17 protein-coding genes are annotated in these 22,511 nt (G+C 66.6%); 12 read left to right on the top strand and 5 right to left on the bottom strand.

Annotated features, from left to right (window positions below; genetic code table 11):
* The first annotated feature begins 35 nt into the window (after nt 1-35).
* The 9 genes from WFI52_RS13890 to WFI52_RS13850 all read left to right on the top strand — a co-directional run bounded on the left by WFI52_RS13890 (nt 36) and on the right by WFI52_RS13850 (nt 10,316).
* Complete coding sequence (locus WFI52_RS13890) at nt 36-1,001, top strand: linear amide C-N hydrolase (protein WP_336627554.1); 966 nt, start codon at nt 36-38, stop codon at nt 999-1,001.
* A 141-nt stretch (nt 1,002-1,142) separates the two neighbouring features.
* The gene (locus tag WFI52_RS13885) at nt 1,143-2,801 is read left to right on the top strand and encodes an AbgT family transporter (protein ID WP_336627553.1); all 1,659 of its coding nucleotides are present in this window, start codon (nt 1,143-1,145) and stop codon (nt 2,799-2,801) included.
* Between the two features lie 25 nt (nt 2,802-2,826).
* The gene (locus WFI52_RS13880; protein ID WP_336627552.1) at nt 2,827-4,323 is read left to right on the top strand and encodes a leucyl aminopeptidase family protein; all 1,497 of its coding nucleotides are present in this window, start codon (nt 2,827-2,829) and stop codon (nt 4,321-4,323) included.
* A gap of 293 nt (nt 4,324-4,616) precedes the next feature.
* Nucleotides 4,617-5,135 (top strand): hypothetical protein, encoded by a 519-nt coding sequence (locus WFI52_RS13875; RefSeq protein ID WP_336627551.1) that lies wholly within the window; start codon nt 4,617-4,619, stop codon nt 5,133-5,135.
* Between the two features lie 2 nt (nt 5,136-5,137).
* Nucleotides 5,138-6,148, top strand: coding sequence for a glutaminase A (glsA, locus tag WFI52_RS13870; RefSeq protein WP_336627550.1), 1,011 nt, complete (start codon nt 5,138-5,140; stop codon nt 6,146-6,148).
* 13 nt (nt 6,149-6,161) lie between these two features.
* Nucleotides 6,162-7,094 (top strand): cation transporter, encoded by a 933-nt coding sequence (locus tag WFI52_RS13865; RefSeq protein ID WP_336627549.1) that lies wholly within the window; start codon nt 6,162-6,164, stop codon nt 7,092-7,094.
* A gap of 169 nt (nt 7,095-7,263) precedes the next feature.
* Nucleotides 7,264-8,598 (top strand): threonine/serine ThrE exporter family protein, encoded by a 1,335-nt coding sequence (locus WFI52_RS13860; RefSeq protein ID WP_336627548.1) that lies wholly within the window; start codon nt 7,264-7,266, stop codon nt 8,596-8,598.
* An 88-nt stretch (nt 8,599-8,686) separates the two neighbouring features.
* Complete coding sequence (locus WFI52_RS13855) at nt 8,687-9,229, top strand: hypothetical protein (protein WP_336627547.1); 543 nt, start codon at nt 8,687-8,689, stop codon at nt 9,227-9,229.
* Nucleotides 9,222-10,316, top strand: coding sequence for a hypothetical protein (locus WFI52_RS13850; protein WP_336627546.1), 1,095 nt, complete (start codon nt 9,222-9,224; stop codon nt 10,314-10,316). Before WFI52_RS13855 ends, WFI52_RS13850 begins: the two co-directional genes overlap by 8 nt.
* A 118-nt stretch (nt 10,317-10,434) precedes the next feature.
* On the opposite strand, the gene WFI52_RS13845 is transcribed toward WFI52_RS13850, so the two are convergent.
* The 4 genes from WFI52_RS13845 to WFI52_RS13830 form a co-directional block, all read right to left on the bottom strand.
* Nucleotides 10,435-12,000 carry an SLC13 family permease gene (locus tag WFI52_RS13845; protein WP_336627545.1) on the bottom strand — a complete coding sequence of 522 codons (1,566 nt, stop codon included), beginning with the start codon at nt 11,998-12,000 and terminating at the stop codon, nt 10,435-10,437.
* A gap of 2 nt (nt 12,001-12,002) precedes the next feature.
* Nucleotides 12,003-13,520, bottom strand: coding sequence for a leucyl aminopeptidase (locus tag WFI52_RS13840; RefSeq protein ID WP_336627544.1), 1,518 nt, complete (start codon nt 13,518-13,520; stop codon nt 12,003-12,005).
* Nucleotides 13,517-15,223, bottom strand: coding sequence for an MFS transporter (locus tag WFI52_RS13835; protein ID WP_336627543.1), 1,707 nt, complete (start codon nt 15,221-15,223; stop codon nt 13,517-13,519). The genes WFI52_RS13840 and WFI52_RS13835 overlap by 4 nt, the downstream gene beginning before the upstream one ends.
* A gap of 133 nt (nt 15,224-15,356) precedes the next feature.
* A complete protein-coding gene (locus WFI52_RS13830) occupies nt 15,357-16,406 on the bottom strand; it encodes an AI-2E family transporter (protein ID WP_336627542.1) in 1,050 nt (349 codons plus the stop codon).
* A gap of 196 nt (nt 16,407-16,602) precedes the next feature.
* On the opposite strand from WFI52_RS13830, the gene WFI52_RS13825 reads away from it, so the two are divergent.
* The 3 genes from WFI52_RS13825 (at nt 16,603) to mobF (ending at nt 21,713) form a co-directional block, all read left to right on the top strand.
* Nucleotides 16,603-17,100 carry a hypothetical protein gene (locus WFI52_RS13825; RefSeq protein WP_336627541.1) on the top strand — a complete coding sequence of 166 codons (498 nt, stop codon included), beginning with the start codon at nt 16,603-16,605 and terminating at the stop codon, nt 17,098-17,100.
* A 428-nt stretch (nt 17,101-17,528) separates the two neighbouring features.
* The gene (locus WFI52_RS13820) at nt 17,529-18,059 is read left to right on the top strand and encodes a hypothetical protein (protein WP_336627540.1); all 531 of its coding nucleotides are present in this window, start codon (nt 17,529-17,531) and stop codon (nt 18,057-18,059) included.
* A gap of 108 nt (nt 18,060-18,167) precedes the next feature.
* Entirely contained in the window at nt 18,168-21,713 is a 3,546-nt protein-coding gene (gene mobF, locus WFI52_RS13815) for a MobF family relaxase (RefSeq protein ID WP_336627563.1), read from the top strand.
* A gap of 51 nt (nt 21,714-21,764) precedes the next feature.
* Here the strand turns inward: mobF and WFI52_RS13810 are convergent, their stop codons facing one another.
* Nucleotides 21,765-22,400: a DNA-processing protein DprA gene (locus WFI52_RS13810; RefSeq protein WP_336627539.1), complete on the bottom strand. Its 636-nt coding sequence runs from the start codon at nt 22,398-22,400 to the stop codon at nt 21,765-21,767.
* Nucleotides 22,401-22,511 lie beyond the last annotated feature (111 nt).

The raw sequence follows: 22,511 nt of genomic DNA, 5'->3' as shown, positions 1-22,511 counted from the left end.
TGAGCTGCAACCCGAACCGAGAGAAGGACGCGCCAATGTGTACTCGTATTCTGTGGAACCGCTCGACGCCGTACGTTGTGGCCCGCACCATGGACTGGCCCGACTCGACGATGCCTGTGCTCACGGTCCTCCCACGCGGACTCACGCACGACGGCTCACTCGTCGCCGGGCAACCGATCACCGACAATGGCCTGATCTGGACATCCCGGTACGGTTCGGTCGTGACCACGATCTACGGCGTCGGTACCGCCGATGGATTGAACGAGAAGGGCCTCGGCGCGCATCTGCAGTATCTCGAAGGCACCGACTTCGGACAGCGCGATGCGGAGGTTCCGGCACTTGGAGCTCACCTGTGGGCGCAGTATCTCCTCGACATGGCGGCGACGGTCGAGGAGGCCGTCGCTCTCCTCGACCACGTGCAGCTTGTGATGATGGAGTCGCACGGTCACCGCGCGACGGCCCACCTCGCGATCGAGGATGCCACAGGAGACTCGGCCATCATTGAAGTGCTGGGCGGGGTCGTGACCGTGCACCGCGACCGGCGTTTCACCGTGCTGACCAATGAGCCGCCCTTCCTCGAGCAGGTGCGACTGCTGCGCGAGCAGGACTTCTCAGCACCGAACGACCGATCGCCCCTCGACGGCAACGTGAACCCCGAGGCCCGCTTCCAGCGCGCCGCGTACTTCACCAACCTGCTCCCGCACCCTCAAGAAGAACGGGAAGCCGTCGCCGGGGTGCTCGCGATCGCGAGGAACGTGTCGATCCCGTTCGGCGCGCCGTACGAGGGATTCGGGCTCTACAACACGGAGTACCGGACGGTGGCGAACCTCACTGCTGGACGGTACTACTTCGAACTCACAACGGCGCCGAACGTGTTCTGGGTGACCCTTGCCGAACTGGACTTCTCCGTCGGCGCTGCCGTGGGCTCACTCGACCCTGACGACATCACCCTGACCGGCGACGTCAGTGCACTATTCCGAAGCGCTCCCGCACCGTTCTAACCAGGCGTCTAGCGCAACGGTTCCGGTCGTTCGAGGTCGCGTGGATCGAACCGAATCCCCTACGTGTAGGGGTGAGGCCAGATCGGGAGCCTCGTTACTCTGGCCGCGGCAGCTGCTTTCAGACTGCAGATTGGATAGCACATGTCATCGATAGCAGCGGCAAAACCGGACAAGTCCAAGGGGTTGCTCAACCGGATCGAACGCATCGGTAATGCGGTGCCGAACCCGACGATCATGTTCGTCTACCTGATCCTCTTCATTGCTGTGCTCTCGGCGGTGCTGTCTTGGTTCAACATCAGCGTGACGGACGACGTTGTCGTCCAGGTGCCGAAGGATCAGTTCCATCAGATCAACGAGCAGATGGGTGGCTCATGGTCGATCTACGACTCGACCACGGGACAGCCCGCCGACGTACCGGACTTCGTGATCAAGAAGGAGACCTTCGAGATCCGCAACCTGCTCTCGATCGACGGCATCCGATTCTTCTTCAGCAACTTCGTCGACAACTTCGCCGGATTCGGCGTGGTCGCCGTGGTGCTCGTATCGATGGCGGGCGTCGGGGTCGCAGAGGTCGCCGGGCTCATGGGCGCGCTCATCCGCAAGACCGTCAAGGTCGCGCCACCCAAACTGGTCGCCTTCATCCTCATCTTCGTCGGCGTCCTGTCCTCGGTTGCCACCGACGCCGGCTACCTCATCCTGGTGCCGCTCGCTGCGGTGGCGTTCAAGACCGTGGGTCGCAACCCTCTCGCAGGACTTGCCGCCGCGTTCGCAGGCGTCGGAGCCGTGTTCGGCGCGAACTTGCTCATCACGCCGTCCGACAGCATGCTCACGGAGATCACGAACGAGGTGCTCTCGAAGGCAGGGATGCCGACCATCACGGTGACCCATAACTTCTACTTCAGTATCGTCTCCGCCATCGTCATGTCGGTCATCGTGCTGCTGGTCACCGTCTTCATCACCGAGAAGCGCCTCGGTCCCTGGGATGCGGCGGAGAGCAGCTACACAGACCCGGACGCCGCGATCGACCACACCGCCGAGGGCCGCGGACTGAAGTTCGCGGGGTGGGCGCTCCTCGGATACCTGGCCGTGATCGCGCTGCTGACGTTCCCACCGGGTGCACCGCTGCGCGACCCGGAGGCAGGCGCCATCATCGGCACAACCCCGTTCATGTCGAGCCTCATCTTCATCATCTCCCTCGCGTTCCTCGTATGTGGCATCGCGTACGGCGTCGGCGCGAAGACGCTCCAGGGCGGAGACGCGACAGTCGGCGCCATCGCTAAGACATTCGGCAGCCTGGGCGGGCTGCTGGTGATGTTCCTGATGATCGCCCAGTTCATCGCACTGTTCAACTGGACGAACATGCCCACCGTCGCTGCGGTATCGGCTGCGGATCTGCTCGAGAAGGCGAACGTGCCCACGGTGGTTCTGCTCGTTGCCTTCATCCTGGTGATCGTCGTGCTCGACATCATCCTTCCTGGGCTCCTGCCGAAATGGGTCATCTTCGCGCCGGTGTTCATCCCGATCTTCGCGTCGCTCGGCGTCGCACCACAGACGCTCCTCGCCGGCTACCGGGTCGGAGACTCGCCATTCAACGTCATCACCCCGCTGATGGTCTATCTGCCGTTCATGGTGACGATCGCCCAGCGGTACAAGAAGAACGCGGGCATCGGCACGATCATCGCCCTGATGATGCCATACGCGATCACGGTGCTCGTGGCCTGGACCCTGCTCTACGTCGGCTGGTTCCTTCTCGGCATCCCCTGGGGACCCGACTCACCTGTCAACGTCCCTGCCAGCTGAGCTCTCTTCTCGAAAGGACCCTGCCGTGAGTACCCTCTCCGTTGCTCCCTCCCTCCAAGCTGAACTCGACATCCGGGTTGTCGCGCAGGACGCGACCATCGTGGCCGACGCGCTGGCAGTTCCCGTCACGACCGACGGACCAGTGCCTGATATCCTCGGCGTCGACCTCGAAGCGCTCGAGCGAGCGGGGTTCACGCCGAACGTGGGGCAGTCGATCTCGTTCCCGTCGTCCCGGCCGCCCGTACTCGTCGCCGTGGGCGTCGGTACGGTGATAGATCTCGATACCGCGCGGCTGCGGGATGCCGCCGCCGCATTCGCATGCGCTGTACCGAAGGACGCAAAGCTCGCCACTCGAGTGCCTGTCACGGGCGGGCTGCGGGCGGATGATGCGGCCGCGGCCATCGTCGAGGGCATCGTGCTTGCGCGCTACCAGTTCTCGCTACGCAGCGAGCCGAAGGGGCCAGTCCCCGTCACCTCTATCGTCCTCGTGGCCCCTGACGGTGAAGAGACCGCGGTTGCCGAAGGCGCGGCGAAAGGACTCGCCACCGCGCGGGCTGCGGCATTCGGGCGAGACCTCGCCTCCTGCCCCGCCGGGATCCTCACCGCCACGCGACTGGGCGAGCTCGCGCTCGAGGTCGGGGCGACAGCTGGCCTTCACGTGGAGGTGTTCGACAAGGCGGCGGTCACCGAGATGGGCCTTGGTGGGCTGCTCGGCGTCAACAAAGGCTCGGTCGAGGAGCCGCGCATGATCGTGCTCAAGTACGTCCCCGAAGGGGCGCCAACGGGACACCTCGCCCTGGTCGGCAAGGGCATCATGTATGACTCCGGCGGCATCAGCCTCAAACCTGGTGACCTTGCGCATTCACAGATGAAAAACGACATGACCGGAGCAGGCGATATTCTCGCCGCGATGTCCGTGCTCGCCGAACTCCGGGCGACGACCTCTGTCACCGGGTATCTGATGTGCACCGACAACATGCCCTCCGGATCCGCAATGCAACTCGGTGACGTGCTCACCATGCGCGGAGGCAAGACCGTGGAGGTACTCAACACCGACGCTGAAGGCCGACTCGTCATGGCAGACGCACTCGTGCTCGCCGTCGAGGAGGGGGTCGACGCGATCCTCGACATCGCAACGCTCACCGGTCAGGCGCTACGCACGCTCGGTGAAGATGTCGCCGCAGTCATGTCGAACTCGGACGTCTTCGCGGCCCAGGTGGCCGCCGCAGCCGAGACGGTCGACGAGCCAGTCTGGCGATTGCCGCTCGTGCGCCGCTACCGAGAAGAGCTCGATTCCGATATCGCCGACCTCAAGAACATCGGGGGAGCGAACGCCGGATCGATCACCGCAGGGCTGTTCCTCGAAGAGTTCGTCGGGGATACTCCGTGGGCTCACGTCGACATCGCAGGCACGGCGCAATCCTCCACGGCACGCCGGTGGATCAACCGAGGACCGACTGCGTTCGGCGTCCGGCTCCTGATCCAGCTCGCCCTCTCCTTCCGCCCGCCCGAGAGCAGCTAATGCCCGGCGTACGGCGGGTCGGGCAAGCCTCCACGACCCTACTGGTCTGCCTGGCAATCGGGCTCGGCACTGCAGGGTGTGGCGCCGTCGAACTCCCCGAGCGAACAGCACGTCCGACCATTTCACTGCCCACCAGCCTGCCAACGCGAGACCCAGGTGGTGGATCGCAGGAGGGTGCTGGCGAGGAGGCAACCGACCCCGCCGCGCCGCCAGCCGAATCATCCCCGGAACCCGAGCCCGAATCGTCCGCGGAACCCGCGCCCGAAGCTGGATCGGAGCCCGATCCTGGGGCCTTGCCCGAAAGCCCAGACGCAACCGCGCCCGAAGACGAGGAACGCAGTACACCTGACGAAATCCAGCCTGATTCGTCGCGCACCACATGGTGGCCTTTCGCGATCGTGCTGGTCCTTGGGGCCGCGCTCCTAATCGTGCTCGCACGTCGCGGCCATACAAAGCGCGCTTGGGACGAACGCCTTGAAGCCACGCATGCCGATCTTCGATGGCTCGAACAGACCCTCGTCCCGCAGGTTCTCGCACAAGCGACATCGGCCGAAGCCGGTGCCGCGTGGTCCGCCGGGAAGACACGCGTGCTGTTGATCGATGAAGAGCTGTACGCGTTGCAGACCGCGGACATTGATGAGAACCGTGTCCGGCGCGCGGCCGACGACCTGCGGGCCCTGCGTGACTTGGTGGACGCCGTTAACGTGGAGACTTCGGCGGATGAGGCCCTCGATGCTGAAAGTTTGCGAGTGCGGCGGGCCACTGTAGAGCTAAAGCGCGCTCACGTACGCGCCCGTCTGGGGGGCGCATAACGATGGAGACCACACGTCGAAGCATTCGGCGCCACATCTCAACCGGCGCGCTGCCTGAGCCTGGGATCGTGACCGACGTTTTGGAGCGCACCCACCGCAGATACGGCAGTGTCGAAGACGGGAACTTGTCGTCCGTGTACCCGGCCCTCGAGCGCGCCGACCCGGCGCACTTCGGCATCGCGCTGGTGGGCGCCACCGGGTCTGTCTACGAGGCAGGGGATACGCGGGTTCCGTTCAGTCTGATGAGCGTCGCAAAGCCATTTGTGTTCGCCCTCGTATGCGATCGAGTCGGGGCAAGCCGCGTGCGCGAACTCGTTGGAGTCGATGCAACCGGGCTGCCCTTCAACTCGGCATATGCCGTCGAGCGCAGCCAACACGGTCGCACCAACCCGATGGTGAACGCGGGCGCGATCGCCGTCACCAGTCTGCTGCCCGGCACGTCACTGGAGAGACGTTGGGAGGTCCTGGCAGAAGGCCTGTCGCTGTTCGCCGGGCGCGTTCTGGCGCTCGATGACGACGTGTTGAGCTCCGCTCGCGAGACGAACCTCCGGAATCGGGCGCTGTCTCTGTTGCTCGCTGAGACGGGCGCGCTTGAGGGCGACCCATTCGACGCGACCGACTTGTACACGCGTCAGAGCTGCCTAAGCGTGACAGCAACCGACCTTGCCGTCATGGGGGCGACGCTCGCAGACGGCGGAGTAAACCCCGTGACAGGCGACCAGGTCGTCAGCGGCGAGACAGCACGGGCCGCGCTCGCAGTCATGACCGTCGCGGGGCTCTACGAAGCATCCGGGTCGTGGCTGTGGGACGTCGGCCTTCCCGGCAAGAGCGGCATCGGCGGCGGGATTGTGACAGTGTCACCCGGCAAAGGAGCGGTAGGCACGTTCTCTCCCCGCCTCGACGCCGAAGGCAACAGCGTGCGCGGATGGCTGGCGACGCGCGCCGTCGCTGTGGAGCTCGGACTCGACATCCTTGCATCAGAACCCCTCGCGCAAGACCGAAAACACCAATGACGGGTGGAGCGTCGTGAGCAGCACACCTATTCAGCGCGAGGCGCTGGATTCGCGCCGTCGGCGAGAACGCCGTGCCTTGACGGCGTCACTGATCCTCTCCGTGGTGCTGGCGATCTCCGCGCTGGTCGTCGGGATCCTGGCAGGCATCCGCATCATCGTCTTCGACGGCGCATACATGGCGATCGGTTGGATTCTGTCCTGGGCGTCCCTAAGAGCCGCTCGAGCCGCAGCATCCGGACCCACGCGACGGTTTCCGTTCGGGCGGGACGCGCTCGCCCCGCTGATGGTCGTGATTCAGGGGCTGGCTCTGGCTGGAACGCTCGTGCTCGCATTTGGGGACGCTCTTGTAGTCATCCGCGATGGTGGAAGCGAGGTGAACGTCCTTGTTATCTCCATCTACGGACTCATTACCGCGCTGCTTGGGTTTGGTGCGGCGTGGTGGCTCCGCCGGTTGGCAGCCGGTTCTGATCTTGTCGCCGCTGAGGTGGCGCAGTGGCGTGCGGGATCGGTGCTCAGCGTGATCATGGTCGCGGGCGCGATCGCGGTAGCGGTCCTTGCCTTGACACCCCTGCGGGACATTGCAAGATTTGCGGATCCGATCCTTGTTTTCGTCGCGTGTGCGGTGCTCGCCCCAGTGCCCGTGCGGCTCATCCGGTCGGGTGTGAACGAATTGTTGGAAGGCGCACCGCCGCCTGAGCTCGCGGCCCGTGTCGCCGAGGTCGTCGAGAAGGCGCGCGCCGAGTTCGGGCTTCCGACCCCTGTCGTGCGGGCGGGCAAGGTCGGGCAAAAGATCTATGTCGAAGTGGACTTCGTCGTCGGCTCCGCCGCGTGGAGTGTTGCGCAGGAAGACGAGGTCCGCCGCTCGATTATCGATGGGCTGTCTCGATTGGAGTTTGACGCGTGGGCCTCTGTCGCGGTGACCTCCGACGCGACCCTTGCTGACTAACCTGACGCTGCCGCTGTGTCGATCCATCCCTATTCCAATAGCGAAAGCGATTCACCATGAGTGCGATGAAGGTGGTTTGTTGGGCTACTCCTCGTGACTTGCGCGGCCAGCAATGATGTTGGTGCGTGAGGAAGTTCCGCCCGCGGTAGTGGTCAGTCCGGTCGGGACCATGTCATGGACGATCGCCATCGCGGTACTCGTGCTCAGCGTTCTCGTGGTCCTCGTCGTCCGCCGCCGCGACCGGACGCGTCGCATGCGGCTGCCAGCGACCACAGCCCCGCTGTCTGCCGGTGCGGTGAGCTTCGCGGCTCTCGAGACCGTGGGTGAGGCCATGATCGATGCTGGGTACACAGTGAAGACCGTGCACTCCACACTCGAAGATATCGCCCGGGTCAACGGCTACCCGCGCACTGAGATCGTCGTCATGCCGACGGCCCTGTTCGTTTCCACGCGTGGCGGCGGTGAGTTGCGCACGGGAGCTGTGTCGAGCGGTCATACGCCGTTGCTGCTGCATCAACTCGACGACCTCGACCGGATCGTCGGGCAGGCGAGGACCGGCGGTGTGGATGCCAGTCGGGCGCGGGCGCTCATCAGACTGATGCGCATATCTCCGCCACCGTTCTCCGCCACGGCCCGTGTCATCGCCTACGTGTTCTTGTGCGCGGCGCTGGCTGTGCTTCTCGGCGCGTCATGGGCCGGCGTCGCCGTCGCTGCAATACTCGGCAGCGTCGTCGGCGCTGTGCTGCTGCTCGCGGCGGGTCTCCCTCGTCTCCACGAGCCGATCCTGACCGCAGCACTGGCGTTTACCTGCTCAGTAGCTGTCTTTCTCCTAGCACGGACGGAGCTCGACCCAGGAGTGCTGCCATCGCTCATCGCTCCGATCGTCGTGCTTCTGCCCGGTGCGCTGTTGACCACCGGTGTCATCGAGCTAGCGACTGGTCAGATGGTCTCCGGGGCCGCCCGGGTCGCAACGGGGTTCATGCAACTCGTCCTGCTCGCTACGGGAATCGTCGCGGGTGCTGCGCTTGTGGGCATCCCTCACATCGACCTGACCGAAGCCGATCAGCCCCTCGGGCCGATCGCTCCCTGGATCGCGGTGGCCGTGTTCGGTGCAGCCGTCGTCATCAATCGCGGTGGGCGGGCGCGGTCGATCCCGTGGATTGTTCTCGTCCTCTATGTCGCATATGCCGCCCAGGTCATTGGCGACATCTTCTTCGGGGGCGTCCTGTCAGCCTTCGTCGGCGCCCTCGCAATGACCCCGATGGCGGGATTCGTATCGCGATTGCCTTCTGGGCCGGCTGCGCCGGTCACCTTCCTTCCAGGGTTCTGGATGCTGGTGCCTGGTGCTCTGGGCCTGGTTGGCGTCACAACGATTCTCGACGGCGACGGGAGTGGCGCTGCGACCATCGTGACGACTGTGTCGACCATGGTCGCTATCGCACTCGGCATCCTGTCCGGTTCGGGGCTCAGTGGACGCTTCCGCTCACCCCGAACGCTCATCTGAGTCTCGGTCCAAAACTGAGCAACAGACAGTGGCCCCCCATCGACATCATGGAGTTCGGGCCGATCACCCGAAGGAGAGGAGCTGTGGAATGACCGCTGATTCAGGGACCGTGGTGTCCCTTGTGCTCGAGGACCTGGACGAGCTGTTCACGCCGCGGCCCGTTGACCCGCTCCACGGCAGGTTCGATGACAGGACGGGATTCGAGTACCTCGTTGAGACCGTGGATGGCTCCGCGGATGGCCTGCGGATCGACATCACCGTGACGGGGTCTACGGACGAGCGGCGTTCGGAGAGGCAGATAGCGGACGCCCTGGGAGGGTTCGCTATTGCCCACTCGGAGCGCCTCGAGTCGGAGAAGGCGCGGATACGACGTCTCGGGTTCAGGGAGCTCTTGTTCGGTCTCATCTTCCTTGCGGCATGCCTGCTGGGTGGCAGCGCGGTGGCGGTGCTCGACATCGGTCCCCACTGGGTACGCACCTTCCTCGGGGAGGGCCTCGTGATCGTCGGATGGATCGCCCTCTGGCATCCTGTCGACATGCTGTTCTTCGAACACCTCCCTCTTGCACGGGAGCAGCGGGTCCTCGCCCGACTCGCAGCCGCGTCCGTACGATTGGTCGGCGCCGATGACTGACGTGCACCGCCCTCTGACCGAGGCCGCGGAGCCTGCGCGATCCTTGCGCGTGGAGTCGCAGGCAATCTACGTGGCACTCATCGCGGGATCACTCGGCGCGCTCGCCGGGCTTATCCTCGCGCTCACCGTGCCGCCGCTTCCCATGGCCGGCGATTGGTCGTTCGGGGCTGTCCTCGCGGTGATGGCCGCCGCCACGGCAGCGGTCGCGGGAACGATCGGCTATTGGGGTGGCCGCACTGCGCACGGACAGGAATGGCGGCAGAACCTGTCTTCCGTCACGTTCACGATCAACACGATCGCGGTGGTCCTGGTTCATGTCGTCCTGGCCGCGCTGACCGTGCTCGTCGTCTACATCGTTTTGGGGCTGGGGTTCGTCGGACTCCTGGTCGATCTGTTCTGGTCGGTCGTTTTGGCGGCCGTGACGCTCGGCTTGACCGGCTACATCACTTACCTTTCGGTGTCTCGGATGACGACGCAGCGGATGTCGACCCTGCTGATGGCGTTCGTGGCTATCGGCACCATCGCTGCGATGATCACCACAACTGATAAGTCGTGGTGGGGGACGCATTTCAGTCATCTCGGGACGTTCTGGTCCGTCTCCAGTCTGCTGTTCAACGGGACACTCGTGGTCGGCGGGCTTCTCGTGACCGCGTTCGCTGTGTACCTGGCGAACGACCTCCGTGCACTCGTGAAGCGTGGGATTCTGCAACGGGCGAGCAGTTCCCGGGTCATTTCGATCATGTTCATCGTGATGGGCGTCATGCTCGCCGGCGTAGGGCTCGTCCCGGTGAACGTGAGCCGGCCGATCCACAACATCTGTGCGAGTGGCATGGCCGTCATGTTCATCGGGCTGCTCGTCGCGGGCCCGTGGGTTGTTCGTGGGATGCCGCGCGCCTATTTCATCGCGTCCGGGGCGTTCCTGGCGGCGGTGCTGCTTTCGACGGCGTTGTTCGTGGTCGGGTACTTCGGCCTGACAGCATTCGAGATCATCGTTTTCGCTCTGGTCTTCGGTTGGATCGCCGTGTTCATCCGCTTCCTCGGCGTCGCCGACCAAGCCACCGAGGCGACGTCCGGACTCGGCGCCTGACACCCGTCGACCGCGCATCACCCACATCGCGCCGTCGGCCCGTGTCGACCGAAACAGAGTGCAGCGCCGATACCATCGCCTCGTTCTCCCGAAGCACGGTCGGCGTCATCCAGTCTCGTCAGCTGAACGGCCAGATGAGCGGTACGTAGTAGACGGCCATGGCGCCGAAGAAGATCGCGAGGGGGAGTCCGAGCTTCCAGTAGTCGCCGAACCGGTAGCCGGCGGGCTTCATGACCATGAGGTTGGCGGGCGTCGCGATCGGAGTGAGGAAGGACGCAGCGCCGGCGACCGTCAGTGCCATCATGAACGGCTGTACCGACGCGTGCAGACCTGAGGCGACGGCCACCGCGACCGGTGCGACGATCAGCACGGTCGCGGTGTTGCTGATCACCTGGCCGAGCAGGATCGTCAGGACGACGACGGCGAGTAGCGCGGTTCGTGGGCCGGAGTCGCCGACGACCGTGATGAGCCAATGGGCGACGAGTTCGGCGGCGCCGGTGGTCAGGAACGCGGTCGACAGCGGGATCATGCCGGCGACGAGGACGACGGTCGTCCAGGAGATCGACCGGTATGCCTGGTTCACCCCTACTACGCGGGTGACCACGAGCGATCCCGCGGCGAGCATCGCGGCGGCGGCGGGCGGGACGAGCCCTGTCGCGAGGAGTACGACCATGAGCGCGAGGATGACCATGGCACGCTTGGCGCCCCTCCCGAGCGGGACGGAGCGGCGCAGGGCGCTGGGCGCGTCGACGACCATGACGTCGCTGGACTCCGTGTGGCGGGTCAGGTCGTCCCAGGAGCCCTGCAGCAGCAGCGCATCGCCCGCGTGCAGGGTGACTTCGCGATCGTGCAGGACCTCCGCGCCGCGGCGTGCACCGAGGATCACGAGGTCACCGCTCGGGCTTGCCATGCCGGGGAACACACGGGTGCCGATAAGTGGTGAGCGGGGCGGGATGACGATCTCGCTGACGCCGCTCGCGGGACCGATCAGCGTCTTCGTCTCGAGAGTGACGTTGTAGTCGATCTTCAATCGTCGGGTGAGCCTGCTGAGGTCCGTGGGCATGACAGCGCTCGGACGCAACGGCAGCAGCATTCGACCGAACAGCACGATGATCAGGATCGTGCCGATCACGAGCGGGATACCGACGAGCGCGAACTCGAAGAACCCGAACGGGCGGCCGCCGCTTTCCGCCGCGCGCTCCGACACGATGATGTTCACCGGTGTGCCCGTCAGCAGCAGCATGGAGCCCGCGTGCGCGGCGAACGCGAGGGGCAACAATAGCTGAGACGAGGCGATCCCTGCGCTGCTCGCGACCACGATGACGAGGGGAAGTAGCGCCGCAACGGCTCCGTTCACGCTGATGAGCGCAGTGAGCCCCGCCACGAGCAGACACACGACGAAGAGGATCGGGGTGCGCTTCTTGCCTGCCGCGCCGATGACCTTCTGACCCGCCCACGCCGTGACCCCGGTGGCGTCGAGCGATTCGCTCACGATGAACAGTGCCGCGATGAACAGCACGGTCGGATCTCCGAACCCGGCGACCGCCTGTGGGAACGTCAGGACGCCGGTGAAGTACAGCGCGAGGGAGACGCCGACCGCAACGATCCCCAGGGGGATCCGGTTGCTCGCGAACGCGATGATGGCGAGCAGGAGGATCCCGAAGGTCGCCGCGATGGGATCCATCGCTAGCCCGGCAGCGCGAAGTCAGCCGCGACAGCCGCGAGCAGGCGTGCCCCGAAGCCAGTGGCGCCGGACGCGCGCCACGAGTCGTCCTTGTCGGACTGCATTGTGCCGGCGATGTCGAGATGGGCCCACGGCGTCGCCCCGACGAAGTGGTCGAGGAACAGCGCCGCGGTCGTCGCGCCGGCGTACTTGCCGCCGAGGTTCGAGATGTCGGCGATCTCGGAGTCGAGCTGCGGCCGGTACGTGCGCTCCAGCGGCATCCGCCACACCTGCTCGCCGGTGGCCACGGCGGCGGACTCCACGAGCGCCGCCATGCGGTCGTCGTTCGCGAACACCGGTGCGGTCGCCTGTCCGAGCGCCATCAGCGCGGCACCGGTGAGGGTCGCGATGTCGATGATGGCGTCCACGCCGTCCTCGTTGGCGAGCGCGATGGCGTCCATCATCACCAGGCGGCCCTCCGCGTCGGTGTTCTTGACCTCCACGGTGGTGCCGTTGCGGGCGACGAGGACATCGCCCAGCTTGTACGCCGTGCCCGAGGGCATGTTGTCCGTGCACATCAGCCAGCCCGTCACCGCGGCCGTGGCGCCGAGGTCGGCGAGCACGGTGAACGCGCCGAGAACCGCCGCCGCGCCGCCCATGTCCATCTTCATGAGCAGGTGCATCGGGTCGCTCGGCTTCAGGCTGATGCCGCCCGAGTCGTACATGATGCCTTTGCCGACGAGCCCCAGATGGCCGCTCGGCTCACCCGCGGGCGTGTAGGACAGCTTGATCATGCGCGGCTCTTCCACGGAGCCCTGATTGACGCCGAGCAGGCCCCCGCAGCCGAGCTCGATGAGCGCCGCCTTGTCGAAGACCTCCACCGCGAAGCCGAACCTGGCTCCGAGCCCTTCGGAGATGCGGGCGAGGTCCGTGGCGGTGAGGTGGCCAGGAGGCGTGTTCGTGACATCGCGTGCGACGACGGCCGCACGGGAGGCGAGCCGCCCGGCGGTAAGGCCCGCCCTCACCTCGTCTGCATGGGCGCCCGCAAGGTCGATGGTGAAAGACTCGAGCGGGATGTGCTTCGACGCGCTCTGCAACGCCGTGTAACGGTAGCGCGCGAGCACCGCGCCCTCGGCGATGGCCGCCGCCGCCGCCGCGCGGGGCTCGGCGGTGCTGCGGTCGACGACGAGCGCGACGCGCGCGCTGCGGGGTGCGGCGCGCACGAATGCGGCGGCGAGATCGCGCAGCTTCGCGGTATCCAGTTCCGCGGCATCCCCCGCGCCGACGGCGACGACGTCGGGGCCTTCTTCTCGAGGGACGAAGAGCGTCTTGCCGACCGCGGTGGTGAAGCCCGCCCGGGTGAGCGCGTCGCGGTCGAGCCCCAGGGCGGGGGCGACGTCGCCGTCGAGGAAGACGGCATAGCCGACCGTCTGCACGTCGCCGGGCGCATCCCCGGCGGTCAACACGATGGCGTCGAGCGCGTCGAGACCTGGTGTCGTTGGGAAGTCGGCAGGGATCAGCTTGTTCGCGCTACGGGTCATCGCTTCGTCTCCTCAGCAGTCACAGCCGCGGGATTCAGCGGCACGGATTCGTCGATGTCGTCGGGGTCGTCCGGCTCGAGCCGCTCCGGAAGCTCGCCGTCGATGCGTCCGGGCATTCTCAGCGCAGGCACGATGGCGAGCGCCGCGAGCAGTGCGAGGCCCATCAGCGACCACTGCAGCGAATGCAGCCGCGCATCCTCGTTGATCGCGATCGCCGCGGTCTTCTCCGCCTCGGAGGCGGTCGTGCCGTTCAGCACCGCTTCCAGCTGGGCGTTTGTGAGGAAGTCGGCTTGGTCGATGCGCACCTCGCTGATCAGCTGTTGCGAGATCTCCGGATGCGCGACCGCGGAGCTTGCGAGCGTGGACGCGAGGATGCCGACGGCGAATGCGCTGGCGACGGCGATGCCGACCGAACCGGACAGGTTGTGGACCAGGCCGCGCCAGGCGCCGACGTCGCCCGCGAGCTGCTTTGGGGCGGCGGAGAGGAGCGTGTTGAACACGAGGGCCACGATCGATCCCTGGCCGAGGCCGAGGAGGATGAGGCCGATCACGATGAACGCCTGGCCCCAGTCGCCGCGGATCGTAGAGGCCAGCAGGGTCAGCGCACCCGCGACGACGATGAAGCCGGCCGACGCGAGCACGCGCGGGGGGAAGCGCTTGTACAGGTATGCGACGAACGTTGATGCGAGGAAGATCGAGATCGTGTAGGGGATGATCGAGAACGACGTCTGGATGCCGGACAGCCCCTGGACGACCTGCATGTACAGCGGGATGAGGAAGTTCGCCGCCGTGCCGACGAACAGCATGATCGCCATGCACGCGGTGACCGCGAACTCGCTGCTGGTCGCGAGCACGCGCAGGTCGAAGATGCGCGAGCGGTGTTCGCGTTGCCGTTTGGATACCCAGAGGAAGAAGAGTTGTCCGATGATCAATCCCAGGACGATCAACACCGGCGCGGGGGAGATGCCGGCGATCGAGAACGGGGCCTGGTCGGTGGCGCGCCACACCCCCCACGAGTTCAGGCCGGAGAACCCGAAGCTGAGAAGGATAATCGCGACCGCGGCGAGCACGGCGCCTGTCCAGTCGATCTTCAGGTTCGGCTGGGCGGGGACCTTGCGCACGCCGAAGCTGAGCACCAGGTTCAGGACGCCGAGGGCGACCATCAGAGCGAACGACCAGCGCCATCCGATCGTCTCCGCGAACCATCCGGCCAGCAGCAGGGCGAGAATGCCTGCAAGCGGGATCGCCGCCGCCAGGAGGCCGATCGCCTTGCCCTGACGCTCGCCGTGGTAGTTCGTCGCGATGAACACGGTCAGGGCAGGGGCGATCAGGGCGATCACGGCACCAGAGGACGCCTGAGCGATGAACAGCATCGCCGGACTGACGCTCAGCGCCACGCCGGCCATTGCCGCCGCGTGGATCGCCACGGCGATCTGGAAGACGCCGCGCGTGCCGAAGCGGGCCCCGATCTTCGCGCCCAGCAGGATGAACGCCGCCATGGCGAACGTGCCGGCCGTGATCGCGGTGCCGACCGACGTCGCCGGGGTGTGTAGATCTGTCGTGATGCCGGCCATCGACACGGTGAGGGCGTTCACTGCGAAGGAGGCCTGGATCTGCGTCAGCACCACCACGATGAGCGGTAGCCATGACGCTCGTGGTTCCGCCGCTACGGTCGTTGACCCTTCGGGTGCAGGTCTGGTCATCTCTTCGTCGCCTTTCGCGCGGTCCTTCGCAGGGTTCCGTGTCCGGATTCTCCGTGGGGGAACTGCGCCTCGCGCTCCGCTGGCCCGATCCTATGGGACGAGAACGACGGCAGCGGATAGGCACTTGTAGGGGTTATGACGCTGACGTCCGGGCATCCTGCCGCGGCACCACGACCTGTCGCACGACGATCAGAACAGAGGCGGTGACAGGAATGGCCACGAGGGCCCCCAACAGCCCCATGAGTGCGGCTCCGACCATCGCGCCGATGATCACGAGAATGCCCGGTACCGCCACCGCCCGGCCCATAATCCGCGGCGTCGTGTAATACGCCTCGACCTGGATGAAACCGAGGTACAGCACGCCGAACACGAGCGCGGCCCAGGGACTCACGAACAGCGCCGCAGTGGTGCCGATCACGAGGAAGACCAGCGAACCGATGAGCGGGACGATCGTGATGAAGAACGCGCCGATCGCGAGTAGGAGTGCGATCGACGATCCGATCGCGAACTGCAGGATGAAGACGACCACGGCGTTGATCGCCGCAACGGTGATTCCGCCGGACACGACACGGCCCACCAGCGAGGTGATCTGATCGACGAGCTCGCCGAATTGCACGCGGCGGTATGCCGGGACGATCTGGGTCAGGGCCTGTTTCATCGGCTCCAGCGCGGACACGAAGTACACGGTCAAGACCATCACGATGACGGTGGATGAGACAGCTCCGATTGCGCCGGTCCCGATCTTCAGCAGGCCACCTGCGATTGCGACGAGGGATGTGAGGTCGGCAAGGCTCCGGACGAGGTCGCCGATGATCGCATGGACGTCGATTCCCCAGATCTCCCGGATTTCCTGCACCCATGCGGTCGCGCCGAGCTGTCCAATCTGGGCGGGCGCATTGTGTACCGCGTGTACAAGTTCCGCGACGAGCGGCGGGATGATGAAGAGGATGATGGCTGCGAATACCAGCACGACGGCTGTCACGACCAGGGTGAGGCTCGCGGTCCGGCTCAGCCCGTGTCGGCCGAGGAGATTGATGAGGGGCAGGAGCCCGAGGGCGAGGAACAGTCCGAGGAAGACGGAAAGGGCGACTGCGCCGAGCGACGCGAATGTCAGAGCGAGGCCGACCGCGACGAGCACCCCCAGCGCCACGACGAGCCCGGATGCGAAGGGTCGTGCAGGCACAGTGCGGAAGAGGCGGTGTGCTTGTTCCGAGGCGTCATCTGTGCTCGCTTGGTGCCTCGGCGCTGCGTCAGGAGCGCTCACTCATGATCCCCTTCCGGCGTGCTGGTTCTTTGCGCCAATTGCGTTGTGTGGACTGCGCTTGGCGGGGCTCGAGGGGTGCCTTAGTCGGTGTCGAAACCGGGTGTTACTGTGAGGCATGGAAGATTCCCTCTGGGTCCTGAAGCGGTCAGAACTCGACCTCATTCGTGAAATCGAGCCGGATCGGATGGAGCAGCTCGACGAAGACGAACTCCTAGCGTTGCACAAGCGCATCCGGAGGGCGCGTAACAAGCATGTCAGCAACTACCGCCGTAAGGGCGCCAAGCGCGTTGCTGAAGAAGGCGGTCGCGGCGCCGCCCGACCCGGCAACAAGAAGTCCCTCCTGCGGGCGGAGGTCTTCGAAGAGGCGTTGGCGCGGGTCTCCGACCGGCTCGCTGTCGTCGCTCACGAAGAGGCGGAGGCGCTCAAGGCCGAACGTCTGGCGCGGGCGCAGAAGGGCAAGTGGTCCGGTCCCGAGTCCCTCGGTGTAACCGACGGGGGAGTTGCGGATGCCGGCCGCATGCGATCGCACGAGAAAACTACCGGCGGTCTAAAGCGTGACGCATCCAGCCGTTCCCAAGGCGCTGCCCGCCAGGCCAAACGCGATTCGCGGTAGGAAACCCAGCTCCAACGATCCATGAGGTCGCCTGCCTTCAGGAAGTGCTTGCCGCAGTCTCCGGAAGTTCGGCCTGCGCCTGCCCTCACGAGGATGAAGCTCATGCAGTCGTGTGCTTCGGGTGACGCGGGGCGTCGATAGCGACGGGTCTCCGCGCGCAGGGGCCACCGCGTCGCTTGGCGAACGCCGGTCTCGCGGCCTCCAGGTGCGCGAGCGCTCCGAATCGCGATCCGGCGATCCATGGCGCGCCGAGGCGATCCCGGTTCCACGCACCTTCGAGCGCGGCGGCGATGACCTGGCCTGCTCGGAGTCACCTCGGCCCATCTGAGCCACCACACGTCTTTCAGACGAGGACCGAGCAGGCTTCCCGGAGGTGTCCGGGCTCCGTGAGACCCTTGTTCTTGACAGTCAACGAACGGAGCAGACCAGTGGCCAGCGGCTTCAAGATCAATAAAGAAGGCATCCGCCAGTTCACGCGCGAGCTGGAGCGGGAGTTCGCGAAGAATCCGGTCCGCATCCCTGTCGAGGCCGACTCATCCACGGTTGGCGCCGCTGGCGCGCTGACGGTGAACAACTACCACGGGCCAGTCGTTACGGTCACTGGAGGCAATGCGCAACTCGCGTGGAACAACGCCGGTGATGTATCCCAGACCCAGAAGAAGGTCGAGCAGATCGCACCCGGCTACGAAGACCTCGCGCGGGCCCTGACGGATCTGCTTGCCGAACTTACATCCTTCGGCCTTGGAGACGATGAGCAAGAGGCGCGATCGCAGGCAGAGGCTGTCTTGGCAGAGGTCGTCAAGACTGACCCGGATCAGGGCGTGATCAGGCGAGGGCTGACGATGATCAAGGGATTGCTCGCTCCGATCGCCGCGGGAGTCACAGCCGCGGTTACCGCCGAATCGACCGAAGCGGCGCGTCATACAATCGAGGTACTTGGCAGCAGCCTGCCGCTCTGACGACTCGAAGCTGACCGACCACGGCGGTTGCCGTCGCAGTCTCACACGATCGGCTACCCGCCGCGTGACCTGTTCGGTTCTCCGCACCTGCTGTGCGTGACGGTTTCGATGCGGGTGATGTCGGCGGGCGACGGCTACAGGTACCTCTTGAAGTCTGTCGCGGCCGGCGACGGTGACCGCTCGTTGTCCACTCCGCTGACCCGCTACTACGCCGAGGCGGGCACCCCGCCGGGGTTTTGGATGGGCTCGGGGCTGGGCCGGCTCGGCCACAGTGAGCTGGCGCAGGGCGCCCGGGTCTCCGAAGCCCAGCTCCAGCTCTTGATCGGGATGGGGCACGATCCGCTCACCGGCGACCCGTTGGGCCGCGCCTACCAGCAGTTCGATTCGGTCGTGGAACGGATCGAGCAGCGCGTGAATGCCTTCAGCTCCGAGCTGGGGCCGGCCGCGCGGGCGCAGGAGGTCGCCGCGATCGAGGCTGAGGAAGCCGAGCGTGGCACCCGTCGCGCCGTGGCCGGTTATGACTTCACGTTCTCGGTGGCGAAGTCGGTGTCCGCGATCTGGGCGGTCGCCGACGCGGGCACGCAGACGTTGATCGCGGACGCGCATCACGCGGCAGTTGCAGAGCTGGTTGCGTTCCTCGAACGCGAGGTTGCAGCGACCCGCGTGGGCGCAACCGGCCCGGACGGAGCGGTTGCGCATGTCGATGTCGCCGGCGTCGCAGCGGCGGCATTCGACCACTACGACAGTCGATCTGCCGACCCGCAGTTGCACACGCACGTCGTCATCAGCAACAAGGTGCTGACCGTGCAAGACGGCCGCTGGCGCACCCTCGCCGGCCGGCCAATGCACTCGGCGGTCGTCGCGGTCTCCGAGCTATACAACGCGGCACTGGCCGACCGGCTCGCGCGCACGCTCGGAGTCGAGTGGGCAACGCGGGAACGCGGTCGGGATCGGAACCCGGCCTGGGAAATCGAGGGCGTGCCGGACGAGCTGATCGGTGAGTTCTCCACCCGCTCCCGGCACATCGAGGCCGAGAAGGATCGCCTGATCGCGGAGTACGTCGCCCGGCACGGCCGGCAGCCGTCCGCCCGGACGGTGCTGAAGCTCCGGGCGCAGGCGACGCTCGCCACCCGGCCGGACAAGCAGCTCAGGTCGCTGGCCGACCTCACCGGCGAGTGGCGACAGCGCGCAGGCCGGGTGCTCGGGCAAGACGCGACCGGCTGGGCGCGCACCCTCACCAGTACCGCCGCCGAGGCACCGCGCGCGGCGCTGCGCGCTGACGACGTGCCGCTGGACGTGGTGGGCGAGGTCGGGCAGACCGTGATGGAGACGGTCGGTGAGAAGCGTTCGACCTGGACTCGCTGGAACCTGCACGCCGAAGCGTCCCGGCAGTTGATGGGGTGGCGGTTCGCGAGCATCGAAGATCGCGAGGCGATCACCGGGCTCGTGGTCGACGCCGCCGAGCGCGCCTCCCTGCGGCTGACCCCGCCCGAGCTCGCGACCAGCCCGCTCGAGTTCCGCCGCCCGGACGGCACGACCCGGTTCCGCCCACGGCACTCGACCCTGTTCTCATCCGAGACGCTGCTGGCCGCCGAAGACCGCCTCCTGGCCCGCGCCGCCGACACCGGCGGCCCGGTCGTGTCGTTGGAGGTCGTGGAGAAGGTCACCAGCCGACCCGACTCCCAGCACCGGATGCTGGGCGAGGATCAGGCCGCGGCGCTGGCCGCGATCGCCCTCTCCGGCCGGGTCGTGGATGTCCTGGTCGGCCCGGCCGGTGCGGGAAAGACCACGGCGATGAACGCATTGCGCCGTGCCTGGGAGAAGGAGCACGGCCGCGGCTCCGTGGTTGGGCTCGCGCCTTCGGCGGTCGCCGCGCAGGTCCTCGCCGACGACCTCGGGATCGCCACGGAGAACACGGCGAAGTGGTGGGACATCCACATTCGCACCGGGGCGACCTTCACCGCCGGGCAGCTCGTGGTCATCGACGAGGCATCCCTGGCAGGCACCGCCTCCCTCGACCGGATCACCAACGAGGCGGAGCAGGCCGGCGCGAAAGTGCTCCTGGTCGGAGACTGGGGCCAACTCCAGTCGGTCGATGCCGGCGGCGCGTTCTCGATGCTCGTCCACGCCCGAGACGACACCCCGGAGCTGAGCGACATCCACCGCTTCATCCACGCGTGGGAGAAGACGACCTCTCTGCAACTCCGCCACGGGCGGCCCGAAGCGATCGACACCCTCATCGACTACGACCGGATCACCGGCGGCGAGGCTGAGGCGATGATCGTCGCCGCCTATCGGGCGTGGCAGCGTGATGTTGCCGCCGGGCTCGCGTCGATCCTGGTGGCCGAGACGCACGAGACGGTGACCACGCTCAACGCGAGGGCGCGGGCGGATCGGATCATCGACGGCGCTGTGAACCCGGCCCGGGAACTGCCCCTGCACGACGGCACGGCTGTCTCCGCAGGCGATCTGGTCATCACCCGGCACAACGATCGCCGGCTTCGCAATGGCCGAGCCTGGGTCCGCAACGGTGCCCGCTGGATCGTCACGCAGGTCCGCGAGGACGGATCGGTCAGCATCCGCCCGGCCGGCCGCCGGTTCGGCGGCGGGATCGTCCTGCCCGCCGACTATGTGGCCGAGTACCTGGACCTGGGCTACGCGGTCACCGCGCACCGCGCGCAGGGCGTCACGACTGATACCGCGCACGCGGTCGTCACCGCGACGACGACGCGGGAGAACTTCTACGTCTCGATGACCCGCGGCGCCCACAGCAACCACGCCTACGTCGCCGTCGACCGGGAGGACTACGAGCACGCGACCCCGCATCCCGGCGACAGCCCGAACGCCACAGCACGCAGCGTCCTCGACGGCGTGATCCAGCACGTCGGCACCGAACTGTCGGCGCACGAGACGATCACCGCCGAGCAGGAACAGCTCGGCGGAATCGCGCAGCTCGCCGCCGAGTACGAGACGATCGCGCAAGCCGCCCAGCACGACCGCTGGGCCGCCCTCCTTGCCGCATCGGGTCTGACCGGCGAGCAGGTCGATGCCGTGCTCGACTCCGACGCCTACGGTGCGCTGTCGGCCGAGCTGCGCCACGCCGACGCCAACCATCACGACCTCGACACCCTGCTGCCCAGGCTCATCGCCGCGCGCACACTGGACGACGCCGCCGACATCGCCACCGTCATCCATGCCCGTCTCGCCCGCGCCACCATCCGGCCGGCCGGGTCCGGCCGCGCCCGCAAGCCGGCCCGCCTCATCGCAGGGCTGATCCCGCACGCCGGCGGCCCGATGGGCGAGGACATGCGCCGCGCCCTGGACGAGCGTCGTGACCTCATCGAGGCCCGCGCTGACGCCGTGCTTCGTGGAGCCCTCGCCGACAAGAGCCCTTGGACGGCGAGCCTGGGTCCCGTACCCGAGGACGAGAGGCAGGACGGGGCGTGGTGGCGCGCCGGCCGCATCATCGCGGCCTACCGCGACCGGTACCAGATCGCCGACGACCGCTCGCCGCTTGGTCCGGCACCGGAGAGCACCAGACAGAAGATCGACCGCACACGAGCCGAAGCATCGCTCAGTGCACTCACCCCGAGCACGTCGCGTGAGCCTGAACGCGACATGGCGCGGGTCGCGGATCGCGGCTTGCGCTTGTGAGTATCCCCGATCCGACACGCGACGTGGTGCAATGCCGGACCGATCACGTTGCTAGATCGAGCGGGGCGGCATTCCCGTCCCGGAACGGTCGATCCGGTGTCCGCGCCCGAACTCCGCTCGGTTCAACACGTCGGGAATTGTCGAGTCGGTGTCGAGAAGGGCGACGACGTCGCTGGCCTGGGTGATGACAGACGCGAGCCCTTGCTTGATGAGTTCGTTCGGGCCGGTGCTGGCAACGCTTGTCACAGGGCCGGGCACTGCTCCGACACCCCGCCCGAGACTCCGGGCATTGCGGACCGTCGTGAACGAGCCGGAGCGCACCCCGGCTTCAGGTATGACGACGGCGCTGGTCAGCGCCGCCATCAGCCGGTTGCGAGCCTCAAATCTGTGCTTGGTCGGCGCGGTTCCAGGAGGCAACTCGCTCACCAGCAGGCCAGCGTCCCCGACCCGGTCCAAGAGTTCACTGTGTCCAGCCGGGTACCGTCGATCCAGGCCCGTCGCGAGCACTGCGATCGGCTGGCCCGCTGCTGCGAGAACGGCACGGTGCGCAGCTCCTTCGATGCCGTAAGCGCCGCCTGCGACAACCACCCGCTGCTCATCGGCGAGGCCCGTTGCCAGTTCGCGCGTGACATGCTCCCCGTAACCGCTCGACGCCCGAGCACCGGTGATCGCGACCCGCTCACTCAACCCCGATCCACCATGTCGGGTGCGGTTCGTGGGCGTGCCGTGAAGTGAAATGTCCTTCTGGTCTGGGAAAATGTTGATTGTCTAGAGCAACGTTTACCAGTCCGGAAGGAC

The organism is Microbacterium sp. MMO-20 (assembly GCF_037147735.1).
In the GTDB taxonomy this organism is placed as follows: domain Bacteria; phylum Actinomycetota; class Actinomycetes; order Actinomycetales; family Microbacteriaceae; genus Microbacterium.
Note: the sequence above shows the minus strand (reverse complement) of the source record. Positions and strands in the feature narration are given on the sequence as shown.